The sequence below is a fragment of the Leuconostoc aquikimchii genome, assembly GCF_040838325.1.
In the GTDB taxonomy this organism is placed as follows: Bacteria; Bacillota; Bacilli; order Lactobacillales; family Lactobacillaceae; genus Leuconostoc; species Leuconostoc aquikimchii.
Map to the genome: position 1 here is coordinate 1297808 of NZ_JBFPER010000001.1, position 19024 is coordinate 1316831.

19 protein-coding genes are annotated in these 19024 nt (G+C 37.8%); 5 read left to right on the forward strand and 14 right to left on the reverse strand.

From position 1 onward, the window contains the following. Positions 1 to 18: 18 nt before the first annotated feature. The 3 genes from AB3K24_RS06405 to AB3K24_RS06415 form a co-directional block, all read right to left on the reverse strand. The gene (locus AB3K24_RS06405) at positions 19 to 921 is read right to left on the reverse strand and encodes an RluA family pseudouridine synthase (protein ID WP_367974443.1); all 903 of its coding nucleotides are present in this window, start codon (positions 919 to 921) and stop codon (positions 19 to 21) included. 83 nt (positions 922 to 1004) lie between these two features. Further along, a complete protein-coding gene (locus AB3K24_RS06410) occupies positions 1005 to 1799 on the reverse strand; it encodes an NAD kinase (protein WP_367974445.1) in 795 nt (264 codons plus the stop codon). Then, on the reverse strand, positions 1796 to 2374 hold the full coding sequence (locus tag AB3K24_RS06415; RefSeq protein WP_367974447.1) for a GTP pyrophosphokinase: 579 nt from the start codon (positions 2372 to 2374) through the stop codon (positions 1796 to 1798). Before AB3K24_RS06415 ends, AB3K24_RS06410 begins: the two co-directional genes overlap by 4 nt. A 227-nt stretch (positions 2375 to 2601) precedes the next feature. Between AB3K24_RS06415 and AB3K24_RS06420 the strand changes: the two genes are divergently transcribed. Both AB3K24_RS06420 and AB3K24_RS06425 read left to right on the forward strand, forming a co-directional pair. Then, the gene (locus AB3K24_RS06420; protein ID WP_367974449.1) at positions 2602 to 3210 is read left to right on the forward strand and encodes a DsbA family protein; all 609 of its coding nucleotides are present in this window, start codon (positions 2602 to 2604) and stop codon (positions 3208 to 3210) included. A 41-nt stretch (positions 3211 to 3251) separates the two neighbouring features. Continuing rightward, a complete protein-coding gene (locus AB3K24_RS06425) occupies positions 3252 to 3953 on the forward strand; it encodes an SAM-dependent methyltransferase (RefSeq protein WP_367975595.1) in 702 nt (233 codons plus the stop codon). A gap of 82 nt (positions 3954 to 4035) precedes the next feature. Here the strand turns inward: AB3K24_RS06425 and AB3K24_RS06430 are convergent, their stop codons facing one another. The 5 genes from AB3K24_RS06430 to AB3K24_RS06450 all read right to left on the reverse strand — a co-directional run bounded on the left by AB3K24_RS06430 (position 4036) and on the right by AB3K24_RS06450 (position 9302). Continuing rightward, entirely contained in the window at positions 4036 to 4566 is a 531-nt protein-coding gene (locus AB3K24_RS06430) for an adenine phosphoribosyltransferase (RefSeq protein WP_367974451.1), read from the reverse strand. 74 nt (positions 4567 to 4640) lie between these two features. Beyond that, entirely contained in the window at positions 4641 to 6605 is a 1965-nt protein-coding gene (gene recJ / locus AB3K24_RS06435; RefSeq protein WP_367974453.1) for a single-stranded-DNA-specific exonuclease RecJ, read from the reverse strand. A 30-nt stretch (positions 6606 to 6635) separates the two neighbouring features. After that, positions 6636 to 7580 carry a ribonuclease Z gene (rnz, locus tag AB3K24_RS06440; protein ID WP_367974455.1) on the reverse strand — a complete coding sequence of 315 codons (945 nt, stop codon included), beginning with the start codon at positions 7578 to 7580 and terminating at the stop codon, positions 6636 to 6638. Between the two features lie 165 nt (positions 7581 to 7745). Next, complete coding sequence (gene msrA / locus AB3K24_RS06445) at positions 7746 to 8273, reverse strand: peptide-methionine (S)-S-oxide reductase MsrA (protein ID WP_367974457.1); 528 nt, start codon at positions 8271 to 8273, stop codon at positions 7746 to 7748. Positions 8274 to 8348: 75 nt separating this feature from the next. Next, the gene (locus AB3K24_RS06450; protein ID WP_367974458.1) at positions 8349 to 9302 is read right to left on the reverse strand and encodes a ketopantoate reductase family protein; all 954 of its coding nucleotides are present in this window, start codon (positions 9300 to 9302) and stop codon (positions 8349 to 8351) included. Between the two features lie 306 nt (positions 9303 to 9608). Here AB3K24_RS06450 and AB3K24_RS06455 point away from each other — a divergent pair, with 306 nt between their 5' ends. Next, positions 9609 to 9737: a hypothetical protein gene (locus AB3K24_RS06455; protein WP_367974460.1), complete on the forward strand. Its 129-nt coding sequence runs from the start codon at positions 9609 to 9611 to the stop codon at positions 9735 to 9737. Between the two features lie 57 nt (positions 9738 to 9794). Next, a complete protein-coding gene (locus AB3K24_RS06460; RefSeq protein ID WP_367974462.1) occupies positions 9795 to 11489 on the forward strand; it encodes an oleate hydratase in 1695 nt (564 codons plus the stop codon). A gap of 87 nt (positions 11490 to 11576) precedes the next feature. Here the strand turns inward: AB3K24_RS06460 and AB3K24_RS06465 are convergent, their stop codons facing one another. The 5 genes from AB3K24_RS06465 to AB3K24_RS06485 form a co-directional block, all read right to left on the reverse strand. Beyond that, a complete protein-coding gene (locus AB3K24_RS06465) occupies positions 11577 to 12620 on the reverse strand; it encodes a DUF916 and DUF3324 domain-containing protein (RefSeq protein ID WP_367974464.1) in 1044 nt (347 codons plus the stop codon). A gap of 13 nt (positions 12621 to 12633) precedes the next feature. After that, on the reverse strand, positions 12634 to 14334 hold the full coding sequence (locus AB3K24_RS06470; RefSeq protein WP_367974466.1) for a hypothetical protein: 1701 nt from the start codon (positions 14332 to 14334) through the stop codon (positions 12634 to 12636). A 196-nt stretch (positions 14335 to 14530) separates the two neighbouring features. Continuing rightward, the gene (locus AB3K24_RS06475; protein ID WP_367974468.1) at positions 14531 to 15619 is read right to left on the reverse strand and encodes a DUF916 and DUF3324 domain-containing protein; all 1089 of its coding nucleotides are present in this window, start codon (positions 15617 to 15619) and stop codon (positions 14531 to 14533) included. Positions 15620 to 15627: 8 nt separating this feature from the next. Then, the gene (locus AB3K24_RS06480; protein WP_367974470.1) at positions 15628 to 16416 is read right to left on the reverse strand and encodes a WxL domain-containing protein; all 789 of its coding nucleotides are present in this window, start codon (positions 16414 to 16416) and stop codon (positions 15628 to 15630) included. A gap of 8 nt (positions 16417 to 16424) precedes the next feature. Further along, a complete protein-coding gene (locus AB3K24_RS06485) occupies positions 16425 to 16727 on the reverse strand; it encodes a hypothetical protein (protein ID WP_367974472.1) in 303 nt (100 codons plus the stop codon). A 346-nt stretch (positions 16728 to 17073) separates the two neighbouring features. Here AB3K24_RS06485 and AB3K24_RS06490 point away from each other — a divergent pair, with 346 nt between their 5' ends. Continuing rightward, complete coding sequence (locus AB3K24_RS06490; RefSeq protein ID WP_367974473.1) at positions 17074 to 18417, forward strand: threonine/serine exporter family protein; 1344 nt, start codon at positions 17074 to 17076, stop codon at positions 18415 to 18417. Positions 18418 to 18489: 72 nt separating this feature from the next. Here AB3K24_RS06490 and AB3K24_RS06495 read toward each other — a convergent pair whose 3' ends face one another. Beyond that, the gene (locus tag AB3K24_RS06495; RefSeq protein ID WP_367974475.1) at positions 18490 to 18675 is read right to left on the reverse strand and encodes a Panacea domain-containing protein; all 186 of its coding nucleotides are present in this window, start codon (positions 18673 to 18675) and stop codon (positions 18490 to 18492) included. Between the last annotated feature and the right edge of the window lie 349 nt (positions 18676 to 19024).

Genomic DNA, 19024 nt, shown 5'->3' on the forward strand with positions numbered 1-19024 from the left:
CTTAAACCTGTGCATGAATTACGTCAAATCGTGTAAACCTTTTAAATCTTCTGGTAATTTTGTGTTAAATTCTCGATACGCTTCAATAAAAGGATCATAAAATTTCATATGGTAAGCATGTAATGCTTGCCGCTTTAACCCATACCATAATGGTCCGCCATATAAATCATCCCCAACTAATGGGTGGCCTAAGTTTTGAAAATGAACCCGTATTTGGTGTGTCCGGCCAGTATGTAATTGCACTTTGACACGTGTCATTGGTTGCGCACCGCCTTCATCATAACGACGTTCAACCCAATACTCTGTACGTGATGGTTTCCCATCGTCACGCACTTCGCGTTTAATAAAATCACCATCAACACGACCAATTGGTGCATGAATGTCGCCGTGATCTTCTGACAAAATGCCACTTGGATAAGCGACATAAAACTTCTCAACTGTATGTTCTTGTAGCTGTTGATCCATCACCGCATGCGCAAAACGGTGCTTAGCAAGTAACACGATACCAGATGTATCGCGATCTAATCGGGTCACAACATGTGGTACTAAGTCCTCAGCATTAATTTCTTCTAAATGCCCCTTCACCCGATTAACTAACGTATGCAATCTGTCAGCATGACCAGGCACAGTTGTCATACCATAAGGTTTGTCCACTACCAACCAATGTTCATTTTCAAAAATAATATCCAATGGCTTATAATCTGCCGCAACCAGATCATTACTCTTTTCTGTTGGCATAATGATGGTAACTTGGTCGCCATTATCTAAATAATCAGAGGTATAAACCTGCTTATCATTTTTTAAAATGGCCCCACCGTTATGTTTCATTTGACTAAACATACGATGTGAGACACCATGTGCCTGTAAAAATGTTCGTACTTTACGTTGTTCACTGCCGGAATATGTCCATGTAAATTGCATGACTATGTCGTGCGTTTAACGATAAAACATTAAACGCTTCCCTTCATTATTTTAAAACAGACAATATCAAAAATGCCCGTATATTATTCAATATCACTAATAAACGCACGATGCACGCGCTGCCAAAAATCAACATGTCGATAACCCGCAAAATGTACTTGTTGCTCGGCAACACGAAAACGTAACTCCGTAATACTTTTAACTTTGATATCGCTTTGATCATACATCACCAAAAAATGATCACTTTTTGGTTTCATGATAATTTCTTGACCCCGTGGCACAATCAAAGGTGACCCCAAAGTTCGGAATACGCGATTATTAATCGAGGCAATTTCCGACATTTGTATGGCTGATAAACTTGGGTGTAATACTGCCCCACCATTCGCCTTATTATAAGCAGTTGACCCCGTTGGTGTTGCAACAGAAATACCATCCCCACGAAAACGCTCAAAAAGTTGACCACCTAAATAGATATCAGCGACTAATGTACCAGTCGGTTGCTTGATGGCTGCTTCATTCAAAGCCAAAAAATGATACTGTTCACCACTATCGTAAACAACAGTCATATCTAATAATGGATAACTCACACTTTGACTGTTATCATTAACGAGACTATTAACAAGTTCATCAAGTTCCGTGCGCAACCAATCTGTATAAAACCCCAGATGTCCAGTATGTAAACCCACAAATCGAATGTGATCAATTTGATCAATGTAATGCTGGAATGCACCTAAAAGCGTGCCATCACCACCAACAGAAACAACGATATCTGGCTCATGATTATCAATTTCAACACCATTTTTTTGCAAAGCTAATTGCAATTTTTTTGTAATTGCTTGAGAACTGCTGTCATCATTGTTAAAAATTGCTATTTTCATTCTGCCGCCCGAATCTCACTGACCCTTTGATCCCATTCGAAATTTTTATCTGCTAAAATTGTCAATTGCTCGGCTATAGGCGCTGGTAACTCATCGCCATGCTTATAACGCAAATCATGTTCGATTGTTGCCCAAACATTCATGGCAATTGTGCGTACTTGAATTTCTGCAAGGACTTTACGCTCGCCACTATACATTTGAACAGGATATTCAATGACAATATGATATGAGCGATAACCCGATGGTTTAGCATTCATAACATAATCACGTTCTTCTAATATTTGAAAATCAGTTCGATCACGTAATAATTCAACGACTGTATAAACATCTTCGACATATTTTGTCATAATACGTACGCCAGCGATATCTTGCAAATCTAAGGATAGCCGCGTTTCATCCAAATGACGGCGGACAATTTTTTCTTCAATTGATTCTTGCGTCTTTACGCGACCTGTCACAAATTCAATGGGTGAATCTTTACCATCTTTTTCGAATTGATCACGTAACCCGCGTAATTTAATTTTTAACTCTGTTACCGTCTGCTTGTACGGAACAAAAAACCTATTCCAATCCATGCCGACACCTCTTTCTAAATATGATTGCAGCGCCAGTTAAACCATCACTACAGTATTAAGCATGCACACAGTGCACATCATGATTTAATATCACACGTTTCATTTTAACACATATTTGGTGCTGTTTTGAGCATATCAGTCGACAAGTCGTGATTTTACGGGTAAAATCTCAATTTAGATATTAAAGACACTTTATGTCGCACAAACAAACTTACCGGAGACTACCCATGATTGATATTTATCATTTTTCAAACCCACTTTCAACGCAATGTTTGACAACAGAACAATGTTTAACAAGTATAACGCGTGACATTGCACAGCGCACGCATTTACATTTTGTGCCAATCATCAGTACAGACGTCATCACCAAACTAGAAAATCATGCGTTGCCTTTCCCAATGACACATGCTGTGACCGATACTGCAGAAATACTTTTCAATGTGATTTTAGATTTCAAAGCAGCACAACTTGAGGGCAATAAAAAGGCCCGTCATTTTTTGATTCAACTACAACATGAATTACTCATTAATCAACAAACTTACACGCTAACGCTAATTGAAAACATTCTTGACAAGGTTGGTATTAACCGTTCTGATTTTTTTGATAATCGTGCCAATAAAGAAGTTATTTCGGCTATAATTAAAGATCAAAAATTCGCACAAAAAATAATGTATAAGCAGTCTGCTACGCTTGCCATGACATTTTCCAAAGATACTGAAACACAAGTACTCACTGATTTCTCTGTCAATGATTTAGTACTGGCGTTTGCGCCACATTTGACGCCCACTGTTGATACTGATAGTTTACGCCATCATTTGAAATCTTACGCCTATTAAACTGACTTGTTTATACCCTGGAGGTCAACATAATGTCACAAATGATGACCGATGACTTAATCTATTATGCGACGCAATTTCCGGTGCAAACTAGCGCTTATCAAAAAATAACGGCCGCCTTATCAACATTACACGCACTCAAAAACAAACAACTCCCGCAAACACCTTTGCCGCCACTAAGTTTTAGTGAATCGGAAATTCTCACAGATCTTGGGTTGATGCCGATTGACGATTTGCTTGCTGAATTTAGACAAACCCTGATTACTGATTTTGGTATTTGGCATTTACCTAACCAAGCATGGCTATTAGATTTACATCAATTTATTGCCGGCCGACAGGTGCTTGAAATCATGTGTGGTAATGCAATTATCACACATGCGCTTCGTGCACTCGGAGATAGCGTCATCGCAACCGACAACTTCGCTTGGCAAGGTCAAGATATTCAAGTGCCTAATCCTTGGACAAAAGTCACAAAAATGACAGGCCTGACAGCGATTCAAACCTTACCATTTGACGTTGTTATTATGAGTTGGGCGCCAGATACAGATACCAGTGATGCCGATATTTTAATGGCACTGCGTCAACAGCATTTCACTGGCGATTTTATTGTAATTGGTGAAAAGAATCAAGCGACAAATTCGAAAAAATTCTGGCATCTGGCAAACTTAACTGTCCCACCTCGCCTGAATCATCATCACAAACCGTTTGATTTTATTCATGATCAAGTTTTTATCGTAAAATAAGGTAAGAACCACGAAAGGCTGCCAGTGTGTTAGAAAAAATCTAACACACTGGCAGCCTTTTATTATGGCAACTAGTTTATTTTTAGTAGGTCATTAAAGATAGAAATGGTACATCGCCTGCTTGCATGATTTTTTCACGGCCTTGCAAATCTTTTAATTCAATAATAAAAGCAACGCCGGCAACAACACCACCAAGCTCTGCGATAAGTTCACGTGTGGCATTAATTGTGCCACCAGTGGCTAGTAGATCATCAACAATTAATACACGCTGGCCCGGCTTAATAGCGTCTTTATGGATTTCGAGCACATTTTCACCACCATATTCCAATGAATATGAGGCGCTTACTGCTGCGCGTGGTAATTTACCACCCTTACGCGCCGGCACAAAGCCAATATTAAGCGCATAAGCCAATGGCGACCCAACAATAAAGCCACGTGATTCAGGCCCGGCAATTAAGTCAATATTTAGATCTTTAGCAAAATCAGCAATTGCATCAATCGTTTGCTTATAGGCCACGCCATTTCCCATCAATGGTGATAAATCACGAAAGCTCACACCGTCTTCTGGAAAATTCTCAACTGTTGCAACATAATTGTGTAAATCTACTGTCATTTTTTCTCTCAGAGTGCTACGCAACGCTCATAAACGTGTTGCCATGTCTAGCACTCATGCTTTCTATTTAATCATTAACGGTTGGCTAAAAACTTATGGTAAGTTTTGGACGTCGTTAATGCCTTTTGGGGGGCATTTGGAATAATTTTTACAAACCCACCATCAATAACTTGTACAAAACCTAATTCAATAAAGACTTGTACCATAACATTCAGGTCATGTTTAGTGATATGTAGTTGCTTTGCTATTTTATCCAAGTTCTGTGCAAAATTCAAGTCCTGATGCGCATAAATAAATTTATAAACTTGACCAAAGAATTTTTTATGGGCAGTATTTTCAACAACTTGTGGCATAGAAACGTCTGCTAATAGTAGTTGTAAACTTTTTTTGCCACGGAAGTAGTTCAATCCCATTGTTGCGACAAACGACACATTTGTTGGATGCGCCACAATTGCTGTCCAATCTGGATGATTAAACCCAACTGCTTCGACATGATTAGTAAGCGTTAACTTAAGATGTTGTTTTGTCGATCCCATCGTGACAGCTTTTTCGATTGTTGGTTCTGTCACACCAAATGTTGGTTGTGCATTGTCTGTCCCAAATGGTTCTAATAATGTCAACCCATCATAAACTGATATTGCCATCTGAGAGACGGGTAACATCATATTAACAACCAACGATGATTCAGGCACTTCAAGTGTTGGTAGAACTGATAATTGTTCACGTAATGCTGTCAAATTTTTCGGAGATATTGCTAATCCTAATGCACTAGCATGCCCACCAAACGTTTCATACAAGTCACGATATTGACCCATTAACGCGTACAAATCAAACTGATTGTATGTGCGACCCGAACCTTTATAACTGCCATCTATCAGACTCAAAACAATCACTGGTTTATGCAATAATTCAACTAACCGACTAGCAACAATACCGAGAATGCCTTGATGCCAGTTGTCGCCCGCCACAACCAACACTTGATCGTTAGCATGCTTATCCGATAACGCAATTTGCTTGGCAGCACCAAATACTTCTTTGACAATTTCTTGACGCTCTGCGTTAATCGCCTCAACTTGCGATGCCATAGCAACGCCTTCATCAGGATCTTGGCTTAATAATAAATCAAGCGCCAGCTGGGCATCACCCAAACGACCAACAGCATTCAAACGTGGTGCGATTTTGAATGACACTGTTTCTGAAATAATGGGTTGATTAGCGACCTGCCCAGCATTTTTAAGTAGTGCGGCTAATCCTGGACGTGGACTATCATTTATTTGTTTCAAACCCCATGACACCATTGTCCGATTTTCATCAGTCAAAGAGACCATATCAGCAATTTCACCTAAGGCAACCAAGTCCAACATTTCTGTTGGCAACTCACTTTTATCAGTAATTGGTTGCCCCTCAGTTAATAGTGCCTGAGCGACTTTAAATGCTACCCCGACACCAGATAAATCACCAAAGGGATAGTGCCCGTCTGGATGTCTTGGGTGAACAATCGCAAAGGCATCAGGTAAAACTGGTGGCATTTCGTGGTGGTCTGTAATAATAACGTCAACACCTTGATTCATCGCGTAGGCAACAGCTTCATTCCCACTAACACCATTATCAACTGTCACAATAATTTGTGCACCTTCAGCAATCAAACGCTTGTAAACAGCAATGTTTGGGCCGTAACCGTCGTTAAAACGATTAGGGAGATAGGCCGTCACGTCAGCACCCAAAACCTCAAGTGCTTCAACCATGACTGCCGTACTGGTCATCCCGTCCAAATCATAATCGCCATAAACGACTATTTTTTCACCACCAAATGCAGCTTCAGTGAGCCGGTCATATACTTTATCCATGTCATGTAACAACATGGGATCATGTAATTGATCAATACTTGGTTGCAAGTATTTAAAAGCCGTTTCTGGCGTTATAAAACCTTTTTGGGCCACAACTGTTGCAGTGAGTTGATCAATATTTAATTTTGTCGTCAGTTGACGGACTGTCTTTTCTGATGGTTGTGGTAATACGCGCCAATTATTTTGACTCATTGTAACCTTCTTTAATGTGTAAGGTCAGCCTTACACCTCTTTTTTAAATGGGATATCGATCACATCAAAATCTCTAGCAACGATCGTATTTGGATAAATTCGGCGCACATCAGTGATCAATGCTTTGACCATTGGACCAACATACCGTGCTGATAAATGGGTCAATACCAACTGACCAACATGTGCTTGTTGCGCTGTCACAGCGGCGCTGACACTTGTTGAATGTGCATGTGATTTGGCCAATTTTGCCTCCTCATCCCCAGCGCCATAAGTACTTTCATGTACGAGTACGTCTGCATGATGCGCTAGCATGCCAATATTATCATTGGGCCGTGTATCTAAGATGAAAGTCACCACACGCCCTTTTTGTGCCGCACCTATATAATCATGACCATCGAGCACACGACCATCTGATAAGGTCACCTTTTTACCAGCTTTAAGTTGCCCAAATATTGGCCCTGAAGGAATCCCTTCATTTCTTAGCTTATCAACAAGTAGTTCGCCTGGATGATCTTTTTCTTCAACACGGTAACCCCAAGTTTCAATACGGTGACGCATCTTTGCAGCGATGACACGAAATGTTTTATCTTCAAAGATTACACCCTCAGCGATTTCAGCATAGACCACAGGATATGATAACCGTGTTTCTGAAATGCGTAGCGCTGTTTGTACAAAGTCTTTCACCCCTTTAGGGCCATAAATTGTCAGTGGCTCATTTTTATCGGCCCCTTGGAATGAACGTGAACTCAAAAAGCCAGGTAATCCAAAAATATGGTCACCATGTAAATGTGATATAAATATTTTTTCAACTTTACGTGGCCGTATAGTTGTTTTTAAAATTTGATGTTGTGTGGCTTCACCAACATCAAAAAGCCATACTGCGTTACGTTCATCGAGCAAACGCAAGGCAATACTAGTAACATTTCTAAATTTTGATGGTTGGCCTGAGCCAGTCCCTAGGAATTCAAGTTGCATTGTATTTTAGTCATTGGACCCGACAAAAAATAACACTTCGGATGCAACGTATTCTCCTAATCAATTAGATGTATGTGAATCATCTATAACTTATCTATTTTACCATATAACAGCCTATAATGACGTACACAATCCAAATACAAAATAAAAAACAGCTCCCGCTGCTTAATTTTTATCCCAATTTTTTTGTTGAAAGGCCAAGCGTTGCGACATTTCCAATGCCTCACGTGTCGGCTCCTTTTTGTAAAAATCCTGATGATATTCTTCAGCTTCATAAAAAGGTTTAGCCGCTTCAATAGCCGTTAAAATTGGTTTATCAAATCGACCTGACGCAGCAAGCGCTGCTTTTGACTTTTCCGCAATTTCACGTTGTGTCTCATTTGCCACAAAAATAACTGGGCGGTAGCTGTCACCACGATCTTGAAATTGACCCATAGCATCTGTGGGATCAGTTTGTTCCCAATAAATCGACACTAATTCATCATAGGTTAACTTTTGTGGATCAAACACTATTTTAACAGCTTCTGTATGACCTGTCGTATGTGAACTGACTTCTTCATATGTCGGATTCACCGTATGGCCACCAGTATATCCTGATCGTACTTTTTCTATTCCTGGTAACGAATCAAAAGGCTGCACCATACACCAAAAACAACCACCAGCAAAAATTGCTGACTCAAAATTTTGTGTCATATTTATCCTCCATTTAAGAATATTTGCTAAATAAAAAAGAAACATTTAGTTTCTCTCATCATACTATAATCTAAATTAAATTTCAAAGGTTTCTTGTTGTTTCGCCAATTTAATGCGTTCAATATCTTCTTTAGCGTGAATAAGATCCGTCACTAAAGCATTAAATGGGGTAGCAACATTTTCACGTCGGCCAATTTTAGCAAAGTAGCCATTCAAAAAATCAATTTCTGTATACTTACCATTTTTAATATCCTGATACATCGAGGGATAATGATTGCCAGCATTTTCTGGTTTCAAGAGATTAGTCAAATCGTTCATGATACTGACAATATCAACTTTAACACCTTGTGTCGCACCAACTTTTTGAATTTCATCCAGTATATGTAATGCCAAATCCATACCGTTGCCTGCTGTGCCAAATTCTGCAATGTTCGCATCTAATAACACAGATAATGGGTTCAAAACTGAGTTAATCCCTGCTTTATGCCAAATAGCGGTTAAGACATCTTGCGTGATTTCAACATTTAAGCCAGCTTCGTTTAAAGCTGCAGCTACCGGAGCAGCATCAGCGTGTCCAATCGCTTGTAATTTAATTGAGCCCGTGCCGGTTGTACGTATTTCACCAGGCTTAACCAGCGTTGAGGTCCAAAGTGTTACGCCAGCCAAAATTTGATCTCGTGCGACGTGCTTTTCAATCACCTCAATGTTACCCAAGCCATTAGATAAAACTAATAGTTGTGTTTTCTGAGTAATAATTGGCGCAATGTCCGTCAACATGCGGTCTAATTGTGGTGTTTTTGTCAATAAAATAATTAAATCAAATTCGCCAGTTACTTCTTTAGGTGTTACCACGGGTACAAAGTATTTTTTGGGTGGTAAATCATCATGCACAACTGTTAAGCCAGTCGTATTGATTGCCGCAATATGTGCCGGCCATCCATCAATACCAGTGACTTCGTGCCCCGCTGTTTGTAATTTTACGCCTAGTCGAGAACCTAGTGCCCCAAATCCTGCAATTGCAATTTTCATACTTAATTATACCGCGCACTTGATTGCGTACGCTTCCTCCATTTCGTTTAGGTCAGCTTTGTCTCAGTTAACTCATTGAAACAGCGACAATATCATTAATATTACATCTCTAGCTTATCATATTTTCAACAAGCATGTTTAGCTTAGTCATCATTTTTTCAAGTAACAAACGCCTTTTTATCTGTACGACTTGTTACAATCACGTATCAGGTATTATGACATGAAAGCGTTATAATAGATGTTAAGAAGACTTGATCAATTCCGATCAATCATCAAATACTTGCTTTTGAAAGGCGGTTTTAGTTTATGCATAAATCTTTGGGTGCACTGTTACTTGTTACTGGTTCATTAGTCATCATCGGTGGCTATTTGGCAAAAAAATTGTCACTTTTTGATTGTGACGATTCAGATGATTATAAAAAATTCGAAAGTTAATGTCACGACATTTTTAGTTTGTTGCCTCAGAATTATTTTATGAATAGGAGATTTCTAATGCGCAAAAAGAAAGCTGTAATGATCGGTGCTGGTATCGCTAATATGGCAGCTGCCGTTTACTTAATTCAAGAAGGTCATTGGTCAGGTGAAGATATCACGTTTTATTCACTTGATCAGCATGGCTCTAATGATGGTGACACAACAGCGTCTGCCACTGACGAGTACTGGAATCAGAACCACCCATTGGAAAACAACAAAGGTTACGTTGCCCGTGGTGGTCGTATGTTAAATTACCGGACCTATGTCGACTTGATGGATTTACTCGATCGTATCCCTTCAACAACCGAAGCTGGTATGACAGCTGCAGAAGATACGCGTGATTTTGATGCCAAGCACCCGACTTTTGATAAAGCACGTCTTTTGCAACCTGGTCATGGTATTCTCAATGCCAGTAAATTAGGTTTCAATCATTTGGATCGTCAATTGTTAACACAATTGATTTTAATGCCTGATAAAGATGAGACAAAACTAGATAATCTGACGATTGCACAATATTTTGAAAATGATCCACACTTTTTCGAAACAAATTTTTGGTTCATGTGGGAAACGACTTTTGCCTTTCGTACACAAAGTTCAGCACAAGAACTACGCCGTTATATGCACCAAATGATCTATGAATTTTCACAAATCGAACATCTAGTTGGTGTTAATCGCACACGTTATAACCAATACGAAAGCATCATGCTGCCTTTGATTAATTATTTAAAAGCACAAGGTTGCCAAATTATTTTAGATCGTCGCGTGATAGCATTCGAGTTTAAAGAAACGTCGATGACAGACGAAATTACCGTAACTGGTTTAAAAATGATTAATACAGCCACAAGCGAAACAGAACATGTATCAATTGATAATGATACTGGCGTTTTATTTACAAACGGTTCTATTACAGATTCTGCAACGCTTGGCGATTACAACTCACCTGCACCAGAAAATATGGATTATGGTGCGGCATCTAGTTTGTGGAAACAAGCAACTAAACACTTCTATAATCTCGGAAACCCTGATAAATTTTTCGCAGATCGCGATGCGAGTGAGTGGGTTAGCTTTACACTGACAACAAAAAATCATTTATTATTAAACGAAATCACACGTATCACAACGCAGTTACCAGGTAACGCACTGAATTCATTCTTATCTACGACACCCATAACGCCATTGGGACAAATTGACGTTGATATGTCAATTGTCGCCCACCATCAACCCCATTTTACGAGCCAAAAGCCAAATGAAACGGTTATTTGGGGATACTTCCTGTATCCTAGAAGAGACAGCTCGCTTTTTGGAAAACCTTACTTAGAATTAACTGGGAAAGAAATGGTATTAGAATTAATTGCGCACTTATCTCAGGTCGACTCTGGGCCAATCAATATTAAAGATCGTGAACCAGAAATTTTAGATAGCGTTGTCAATAACATCCCTGTTTATATGCCATATGCTTCAGCACTATTCAATAATCGTGCTAAAATAGATCGCCCGGAAGTTATTCCAGATCATTCAACTAATTTAGCCTTTACTGGCGAATTTGTTGAACAACCCTATCAAATGGTATTTACAGAACAAAGTGCTGTTCGTTCTGGTGAAATTGCAGCCTATCATTTCGCAGGTGTCCCTATGAGCAAACTGGTTAAAACGCCTAAATATGATCATGATATTAAAACGTTACTTAGAGCAACAAAAAAGATGTTTTCTTAACTGATAAACATTGATAATTTAGATGGTGTAACATTAAAAGGTTCGATGCCACATTTATATGTAGCCATCGAACCTTTTAAAAATAATCTATTTCTTAGATTTTTTATTTTGTCTAATCAAAACGATTATTAATAATATAACGATCAATAATAACAAAACACCTATAAGAATATAACGCCAATTGTTATTGTTCGTATTTGCTTTCAAATCAACACCAGATTGATTAAGTGTTTTTGCTTCTGTTGATTTTATTTTGAAGTCTCTGGTAAAATGCCACGTTTTCGGCTTGTCGTAAGCAGTACCAGTAACAGCTAATTTCAACGTGTAATTGCCCGGCTTCATCTCTGTACCTTTTAATGCAACTGGATACTGAAAATTACTATTTGGTGCCATTTGCATATCATTAGTCAACGATGAATATACCGGTGATTTACCACCCTTAGCATATATTTTAGCGTCTACCTTAACCTTTGATAGCAGAATCGCTTGCTCATTTTGAATATTAGCATTAATAACGTTGCGTGCATTGTTCTGACCAGGCTTAACTGTTAATAGATTTAAGTTAGGTGCCACTTGGTCATCGATTTCCTTTAAGCTAAGTGCCACAGCATAAGCATAGTGGTTTTGAACACTAGTACCTTTAGTTGCGGCACTACTTGTCACTTCGCTTTCTTTTTGTTGAAAAACAATACCACCTAAAATAATACCACTATATTTTTCTTTAGGCATTGTCACATCAAAAGGGACGTCTGTTGTGCCATTGGCAGGAACGCTGACACTTTTGGGATATTTCACTAAGTCTGTGATGGGGTATTTTAATGATTTGTCGGCTTGTATCGCTGTTTTGCCATATTCAACGACACCATTAAAATTAGTTTTAGCACTATTAACGCCAACGTTGACCGTAATAGCCTTTGACGTCGTGTTGGTTAACTTGACAGTAAGTCGTTGTTGTTGCTTAGGTGCTACTTTTAAATTAAAAAAAGTTTTACTTTTATCAATTTGATTATCAGGAATGTTTGTATTAACTGTAAATGGCATTTCATCCGCATGAACTGTGGGCTGTAAAATGATCAATATCACAAAAAAGGAAAGTATAACTAAAAAAAATTTAACGAAGGGGTTTTTCATAGTTGTTTCCTCACTATGGTGTATCTTTTATAGTCCATGTCATGTCTGCTGTGTATGGCCCCACCTGCTGAACATTCCTTAAATTAGCAATTTGAAATTCATAGTATGGATTACTTTGATGTGATTTGTTCCAAGACCAATCTTTAAACGGATACCACGCAGGTTCTGTATTACCACTCCAACGCCAGTAATTAATTTCTCCTACGGATCGGCTGATATCTGTCGTTTTATTATTTGCTAGATTCATTGGATCTGTGTATATCAAGTTCCAAGTTAGTGCCTGTTGTGCATCCAATACAGCACCATTCAATTTTTGATTAGATACTGTTAACCCAATCTTCATGCTACTGTCTTTGGGCCCGGCAACAACTATACCTGTTTGTTCATCGGCTGTCCATTCTTTGGTAAGCATGTTAGTTGAATTGATAGGTACTGTTCCAAAGTTAATTGTTTTTGGGACAACTAATGTTTCCTTGGGTGTATTGTTGTTGCTTGATGGCACATCAATATCTGGAAAATTATTGAGTGGATCCTGGCTCCATGGCGTGTAATTAACCGCATCAGCCACTATACTTCCTTCATACCCAGGTAGATCAACTGTTGCCGCAGGAGCAAACACCATCCCTAAATTATAATTTATATATGAAGCACTAATTTTCTTATCAAATTGTTTATTATTGCTATTGTCATAGAAATTAATCATAACTTTTTTATCTGACAAAGTTGTATTTTGGTTCTGAGACTCGATATTCACATCTGTTGTTGCATTTAGATTAGCTACAACCGTTTTTACATCCGCCGGCATATTCGATGATGTTGAATTGAAGAAGGCTTTCAGGTCAATCAAATTCTTAAAATTGACGTACAATACGCCATTGACCGGTTTTAAATTAGCAAGATCAACATTTTGATTCCAATTACCCGCATTTGTAATTATTGGGTTGTTTTCTTGTGCAATTTCAGAAATTATTTTTGAATTTTCTTTTAAACGATTGAACTCATTATTAAAATTTACTTGTGCATTGGTTTCACGAGACAACCCATCAATTGGTATCATTAATGTGTCTGTCCCATTTGTTAGTTGGTTGAGACCGTTGTTATAACTAAACTTGTTTCCAAATATTAACTTATTGCCATTGTTTGGAATATTACTATTTGGCGCACTGCCCTTAAATTCAGATTGAATATATGAAGGTCGCATATTATCTCCAATAGCGCCATTCCAGCTATTAGTATTGGATAAACTTTGTGTCGCAAAACTACCTTTTATACCACCTGACGTAGTAATATGATTAGCAAAAACATTAAAATTTGCAGCAATTCCAAATATACCAGTCGGATTGATTGATAAGTTTTGTGACCAACTACCCGCATCAGGTAACCCCGAGTCAACAGCCGTAGCTCTAGTAGTAATTTTTGCACTGGGTTCAGTTGAACTGGCAGCGGCACTGGTTGTCGAACTACTACTACTACTACTACTACTACTACTACTACTACTACTACTACTACTACTACTACTACCCATTATGTCGTCATCAGAGGTACTAAAGGTACTAGATGATGATTCGTTAGCTAAAGGTTTTATTTCATACTGACTGGGCAATCCTGAACGTGTATACGTTTGGGGCTTGTCGTTTGTATACTGAAAATAGATTGCGCCACTGAAAAATATCATAGCAGTTACCACAATCATGATCCTTCTCTTATGCACCATACAATACCGCCCCTTCTCATTGCGTTCAATTATACTTGTAAAATATTTTTAAAATAATTGCTTTGATCCCACTATTTTATTCACTATCTGCACCTACAAGCACTTTGTAATTTTTTTCAAAAAAAAGCAAAATCTCTTTTGCTTTTAAATAAATTCACATACAATTCAATCATCTAAACATAGTTAATTTATGAACTTACGTTGAACTACTATCTTTTGAATTTGACTTTTTTCGCTTTAGAATAAACAATATAAACAACATAATAGCAATAATAATTAATATAACTACAATAATAATTATAATGAGGCTCATGTGCCCATTTGTATTAGCAGAAACATTAACATCTGATTGATTAAAATTCGCAGCTTCTTGACGTTTTATTGTAAATTGCTTTGTAAAGTGCCAAGTTTTTGGATCTTTATAAGCTGTACCCGTCACTGCTAACTCTAATCGATACTTCCCAGGCTCCATCTGTGTCCCTTGCAATGATACAGGATACTTGAACTGACTATTAGGTGCAATCTGCATATCAGATTTAATAGCAGTATATACTGGTTTTTTACCCTTTTCAGAGTATATTTTAGCATCAACCTTAACATTTGACATTAATAACGATTGGTCATTTTGCAAATTAATGTTAATAGCATTATGACCATTATTTTGGCCTGCTTTTATTGACTTTAAATTAATGTTAGGTTTTACTTGTTCATCAGATTCTTTCAACATCATAGCCACAGCATAAGCATATTTATTTTTAATGTTAGCATTATCACTTGATGATTCTGATTGATCACTGTTTGCTTGATTAAATGTAATACCACCTAATAAAATCCCTTGATAAGCATCTTTTGGCATTGAAATCACAAAAGAAATATTTTGTGACTTGCCTGCTGGTATAGTGACACTTTTTGGATAAGAAATAAAATCACTTAATTTGTGTTGCAATGATGTATCCCAATTTGTCAATGATTTAGAATAATCAACTGTTCCATTCATCGTTGTCGATGCCGTTTGAACATTAATATTCACTGTGGTTGCCTTTTGAGTGACATTATATACTGTTGCAGTAACTGTTTGTTTTTGTCCTGGTAACATTTTCAATTGATAAAATTCATTGTTCTTATCAATCTGATTATCTGGCAAATTTGTTTTAACAGTGAAAGATATCCCCGAACCGGTTGTTGACGTATCAGCTTGCGCAATGACCGGAAATACTGACAAAACAAATAAAACAATCAATAAAGACCACATATATTGAAACTTTGCTAACCACTTAACAATCATGGTCCTAATTAGTTCCCTGACTTTGGATTAACAGATAGTGTCCAGGTAATATCTGAGCTATATGTTGCCTCAGATTGCGTATTCTTTGGCACATACAAACCAACGCTGACGGCAGAAGTGCTCTGATCACCAGCTGTTAATAAATGTGTTCCTGTACTACCCTTTAACAAAGTGTTTGAAGAACCATCAGCCTGCATATTAAATGACGTTTCAGTTGCAGTCGCGTTTGCTGCTGAATTCTGTGCATTCATCAAAGCAGAAAATGTATCTCCAAGCGCACTTGGTCCTGCAACAAGTGAATTAGTCCCAGCAGTAACATCTTGGTCCTTCACATTACGTAAAATAAGTGCTGCACCATCGAGCTTATCATTTGAATCCTTTGTATTTGTAAACGAACCAACACTAGCATTCAGATCCCATGTACTACTATTCTTTGAGCGTAAGTCAGATACTTGAATAAAGTTTGGACGACCTTCTGCTTGTGCATTAGCAAAAAATACTTTATCACGAATTTGGTTCACTTTGTGCGTATTAAAATTGAAATTAGGTACATAGGCTAGATAAAGTCCATTATCAACGTTATTTAGCACGTCAACTGTTCCATCACTCGTACCTGGTGTGAATTCTTTTGAATTATCATTTGGATCTAATACTTTAATACCATCTGTATTTTTTTCAAAGACAACAGTCCCTGTTGAATGACTACTAATCTCATCTGCTGAAACTTGACTCGTAGTTACTAATGCTGTTGCGGCTGCAGATCCCAATAGAAGTGCAGTAAATTTATAATTAATCATAATTCTCCCTATTTCTTTTGACCAACCATTTTGTGATGGCAGTGATGTAATGTGTACAAAAACCCTATTACTATAATAATGCTAAACGCCGTTACATACAAACTATTAGCTCCTGATAAAACACCAGTACTTGGTAAAACACTTTTTTCTACTCGATCACTGATATGACTGACAAATGTGTTGCTTTTCAAACCATTATTTTGAGGGCCCAACACATAATACTCGTCGGTATTCAGATTATCTACTGAAATACCGATATCGCTTGAAAAACTAATGGTTGCATAACTATTAGAATTGACATTCTTAATCATTCTAATTCCTTCCGAAAAAAATCATTCTGCTTGAGCGAATATATTACCGCTACTTCCGCTTAAAACAAAAATTCTAAAAGAAGATTCACATTGTTATTTATTTTTTCACACTAATAGAAGTAATTATACTATTATTTTATGCATTTGTAAAGTGTTGTTTTTCAATTACAAAACAACATTAAAACATAACGCTAATTATATGGTAAACATATTGTTTACCACAATGCATACACCTAGAAAGTAGCATTAAACCTGTGCAAGGTTTAAAATGAAATTAAAGTCATCCTGATGCAATCATGTCACCCGCAAGTACTTAATATTTAATGTCATATATTTGGAAGAAATGATGAACAAATCTAACAAACGACAAATAGCGCTATCACAATCTCACCATATGCCAATTCCTTGGCAAAGCCTCATTCAAAGTGACAAACTACCAGCAAAAGAAGCCAGCCTGCCAGAGCGTGCTTCAATCGTTGGCCGCATTGGTATTTTGATGCTGTCATGTGGCACTGGTGCCTGGCGCGTTCGTGACGCCATGGATAAAATAGCCAGAAAATTAGACATCAGTTGTTCAGCTGATATTGGTTTGATTACGCTGGCATTCACTTGTTTTAGTGACGGTGACAGTTACACGCAAGTATTGTCATTGCCAAATACTGGTGTGAACACTGATAAACTCAATGCATTAGAAAATTTTGTCAAAAATATTAATGATACTTTTGCAACGCTAACTGTGCGACAGATTCACAAAGCAATCAACAATATTCAAACTAGACCGACACAATACTCACCTCTAATTGCTGGCTTAGCAGCAGCCCTTGCATGTAGCGCCTTTATTTTTTTACTCGGTGGCGGTATACCAGAAATGATCTGTTCGTTCCTTGGTGCAGGCATTGGCAATTTTATTCGTGCAACCTTGGGAAAACATACTATCACAACACTTATTGGTGTTGCTATCAGTGTCGCTGTCGCCTGTCTGGTTTATATGCTTGCATTCAAAGTATTTGAAACTTATTTTCATGTTTTAGTCCAACATGAGGCAGGTTATATCGGCGCCATGTTGTTTGTCATTCCTGGATTTCCATTTATTACGAGTATGTTAGACCTGTCAAAATTAGATATGCGTTCAGGTTTAGAAAGATTAACCTATGCGTTGATGATCACACTAGTTGCAACATTGGTTGGCTGGTTGGTCGCTTTGTTTTTTGATTTTCGACCTGAAAACTTTCTGCCACTTGGCCTTTCACCTGTTGTTATTGGTTTACTAAGATTGCCAGCCAGTTTTTGTGGGGTATATGGCTTCTCAATTATGTTTAATAGCTCGCAAAAAATGGCTATTGTCGCTGGCTTTATTGGTGCCCTTGCCAATACATTACGTTTAGAATTGGTTGATTTAACAACGATTCCGCCAGCAGCTGCGGCTTTTGCTGGTGCATTACTTGCCGGATTAATTGCATCAATTGTCACGCGATATAATGGCTATCCGAGAATTTCTCTAACCGTGCCATCAATTGTCATTATGGTTCCTGGTCTATATATTTATCGCGCAATTTACAACATTGGCACGAATCAAATAGCCGTTGGTGCCCTTTGGATGACCAAAGCTGCTTTAATTATGATGTTTTTGCCACTTGGCCTCTTTGTTGCACGTGCGCTGTTAGACAAAAATTGGCGTCACTTTGATTGATATTATGAGATGCAAAGAAAAGAACATGAACAACTTTTGTTGTTCATGTTCTTTTCAGTAACCCAATAATGATCAATGTTGCTTGATCAGTTGTTTAAAATATAATTTTGTATCATCATTGTTGATAATCTCGTTCACGGTGGTTGACGCCCAAGGGCTTCCCGGTGCATGTGTTATCGTCACCAATTGGCTAGCTTCTTTACTACCATAACGGTTCCATACTTCCTCTAGCAACGATGCAATATCAGGATTTGCCATTAATTCAGAATAATCAGTTAACACTTCTTGTGTGATAAATTCTTTTTTTGTTAAATCACGTTGTGCCTATATTCTTGAAAAACAGCATTCACTACGGGACCATATTTCCAAGCTAAAGAATCATCAGAATAGAGCGGGCTATCTTAGGCGTAATACCCGATTTTTTAAAATTCAGTCTTTTAATAAACTAGCGATTGTCTGATCGACACGATGTACTGATAAACGCACATACTCTTTTAATACAATAACTAATTGATCTGGTTGGGCATTCCAAAAATCATAAACATCTTGATGATTTTTAACATGTTGTACATCGCTATACTTGGATCTACGTCAATAAATCGGACAC

Excerpts from the sequence above, each read along its gene's own strand:
- AB3K24_RS06450 (WP_367974458.1), bottom strand. The coding sequence starts at position 9,302 with ATGAAAATTGCAATTGCAGGATTTGGGGCACTAGGTTCTCGACTAGGC.
- AB3K24_RS06485 (WP_367974472.1), bottom strand. The coding sequence starts at position 16,727 with ATGATTAAGAATGTCAATTCTAATAGTTATGCAACCATTAGTTTTTCA.
- AB3K24_RS06480 (WP_367974470.1), bottom strand. The coding sequence starts at position 16,416 with ATGATTAATTATAAATTTACTGCACTTCTATTGGGATCTGCAGCCGCA.
- msrA (WP_367974457.1), bottom strand. The coding sequence starts at position 8,273 with ATGACACAAAATTTTGAGTCAGCAATTTTTGCTGGTGGTTGTTTTTGG.
- AB3K24_RS06490 (WP_367974473.1), top strand. The coding sequence starts at position 17,074 with ATGAACAAATCTAACAAACGACAAATAGCGCTATCACAATCTCACCAT.
- AB3K24_RS06455 (WP_367974460.1), top strand. The coding sequence starts at position 9,609 with ATGCATAAATCTTTGGGTGCACTGTTACTTGTTACTGGTTCATTAGTC.
- AB3K24_RS06460 (WP_367974462.1), top strand. The coding sequence starts at position 9,795 with ATGCGCAAAAAGAAAGCTGTAATGATCGGTGCTGGTATCGCTAATATG.
- AB3K24_RS06465 (WP_367974464.1), bottom strand. The coding sequence starts at position 12,620 with ATGAAAAACCCCTTCGTTAAATTTTTTTTAGTTATACTTTCCTTTTTT.
- AB3K24_RS06425 (WP_367975595.1), top strand. The coding sequence starts at position 3,252 with ATGATGACCGATGACTTAATCTATTATGCGACGCAATTTCCGGTGCAA.
- AB3K24_RS06430 (WP_367974451.1), bottom strand. The coding sequence starts at position 4,566 with ATGACAGTAGATTTACACAATTATGTTGCAACAGTTGAGAATTTTCCA.
- rnz (WP_367974455.1), bottom strand. The coding sequence starts at position 7,580 with ATGCAACTTGAATTCCTAGGGACTGGCTCAGGCCAACCATCAAAATTT.
- AB3K24_RS06420 (WP_367974449.1), top strand. The coding sequence starts at position 2,602 with ATGATTGATATTTATCATTTTTCAAACCCACTTTCAACGCAATGTTTG.
- AB3K24_RS06475 (WP_367974468.1), bottom strand. The coding sequence starts at position 15,619 with ATGATTGTTAAGTGGTTAGCAAAGTTTCAATATATGTGGTCTTTATTG.
- AB3K24_RS06410 (WP_367974445.1), bottom strand. The coding sequence starts at position 1,799 with ATGAAAATAGCAATTTTTAACAATGATGACAGCAGTTCTCAAGCAATT.
- AB3K24_RS06415 (WP_367974447.1), bottom strand. The coding sequence starts at position 2,374 with ATGGATTGGAATAGGTTTTTTGTTCCGTACAAGCAGACGGTAACAGAG.
- AB3K24_RS06495 (WP_367974475.1), bottom strand. The coding sequence starts at position 18,675 with ATGGCAAATCCTGATATTGCATCGTTGCTAGAGGAAGTATGGAACCGT.
- recJ (WP_367974453.1), bottom strand. The coding sequence starts at position 6,605 with ATGAGTCAAAATAATTGGCGCGTATTACCACAACCATCAGAAAAGACA.
- AB3K24_RS06470 (WP_367974466.1), bottom strand. The coding sequence starts at position 14,334 with ATGGTGCATAAGAGAAGGATCATGATTGTGGTAACTGCTATGATATTT.
- AB3K24_RS06405 (WP_367974443.1), bottom strand. The coding sequence starts at position 921 with ATGCAATTTACATGGACATATTCCGGCAGTGAACAACGTAAAGTACGA.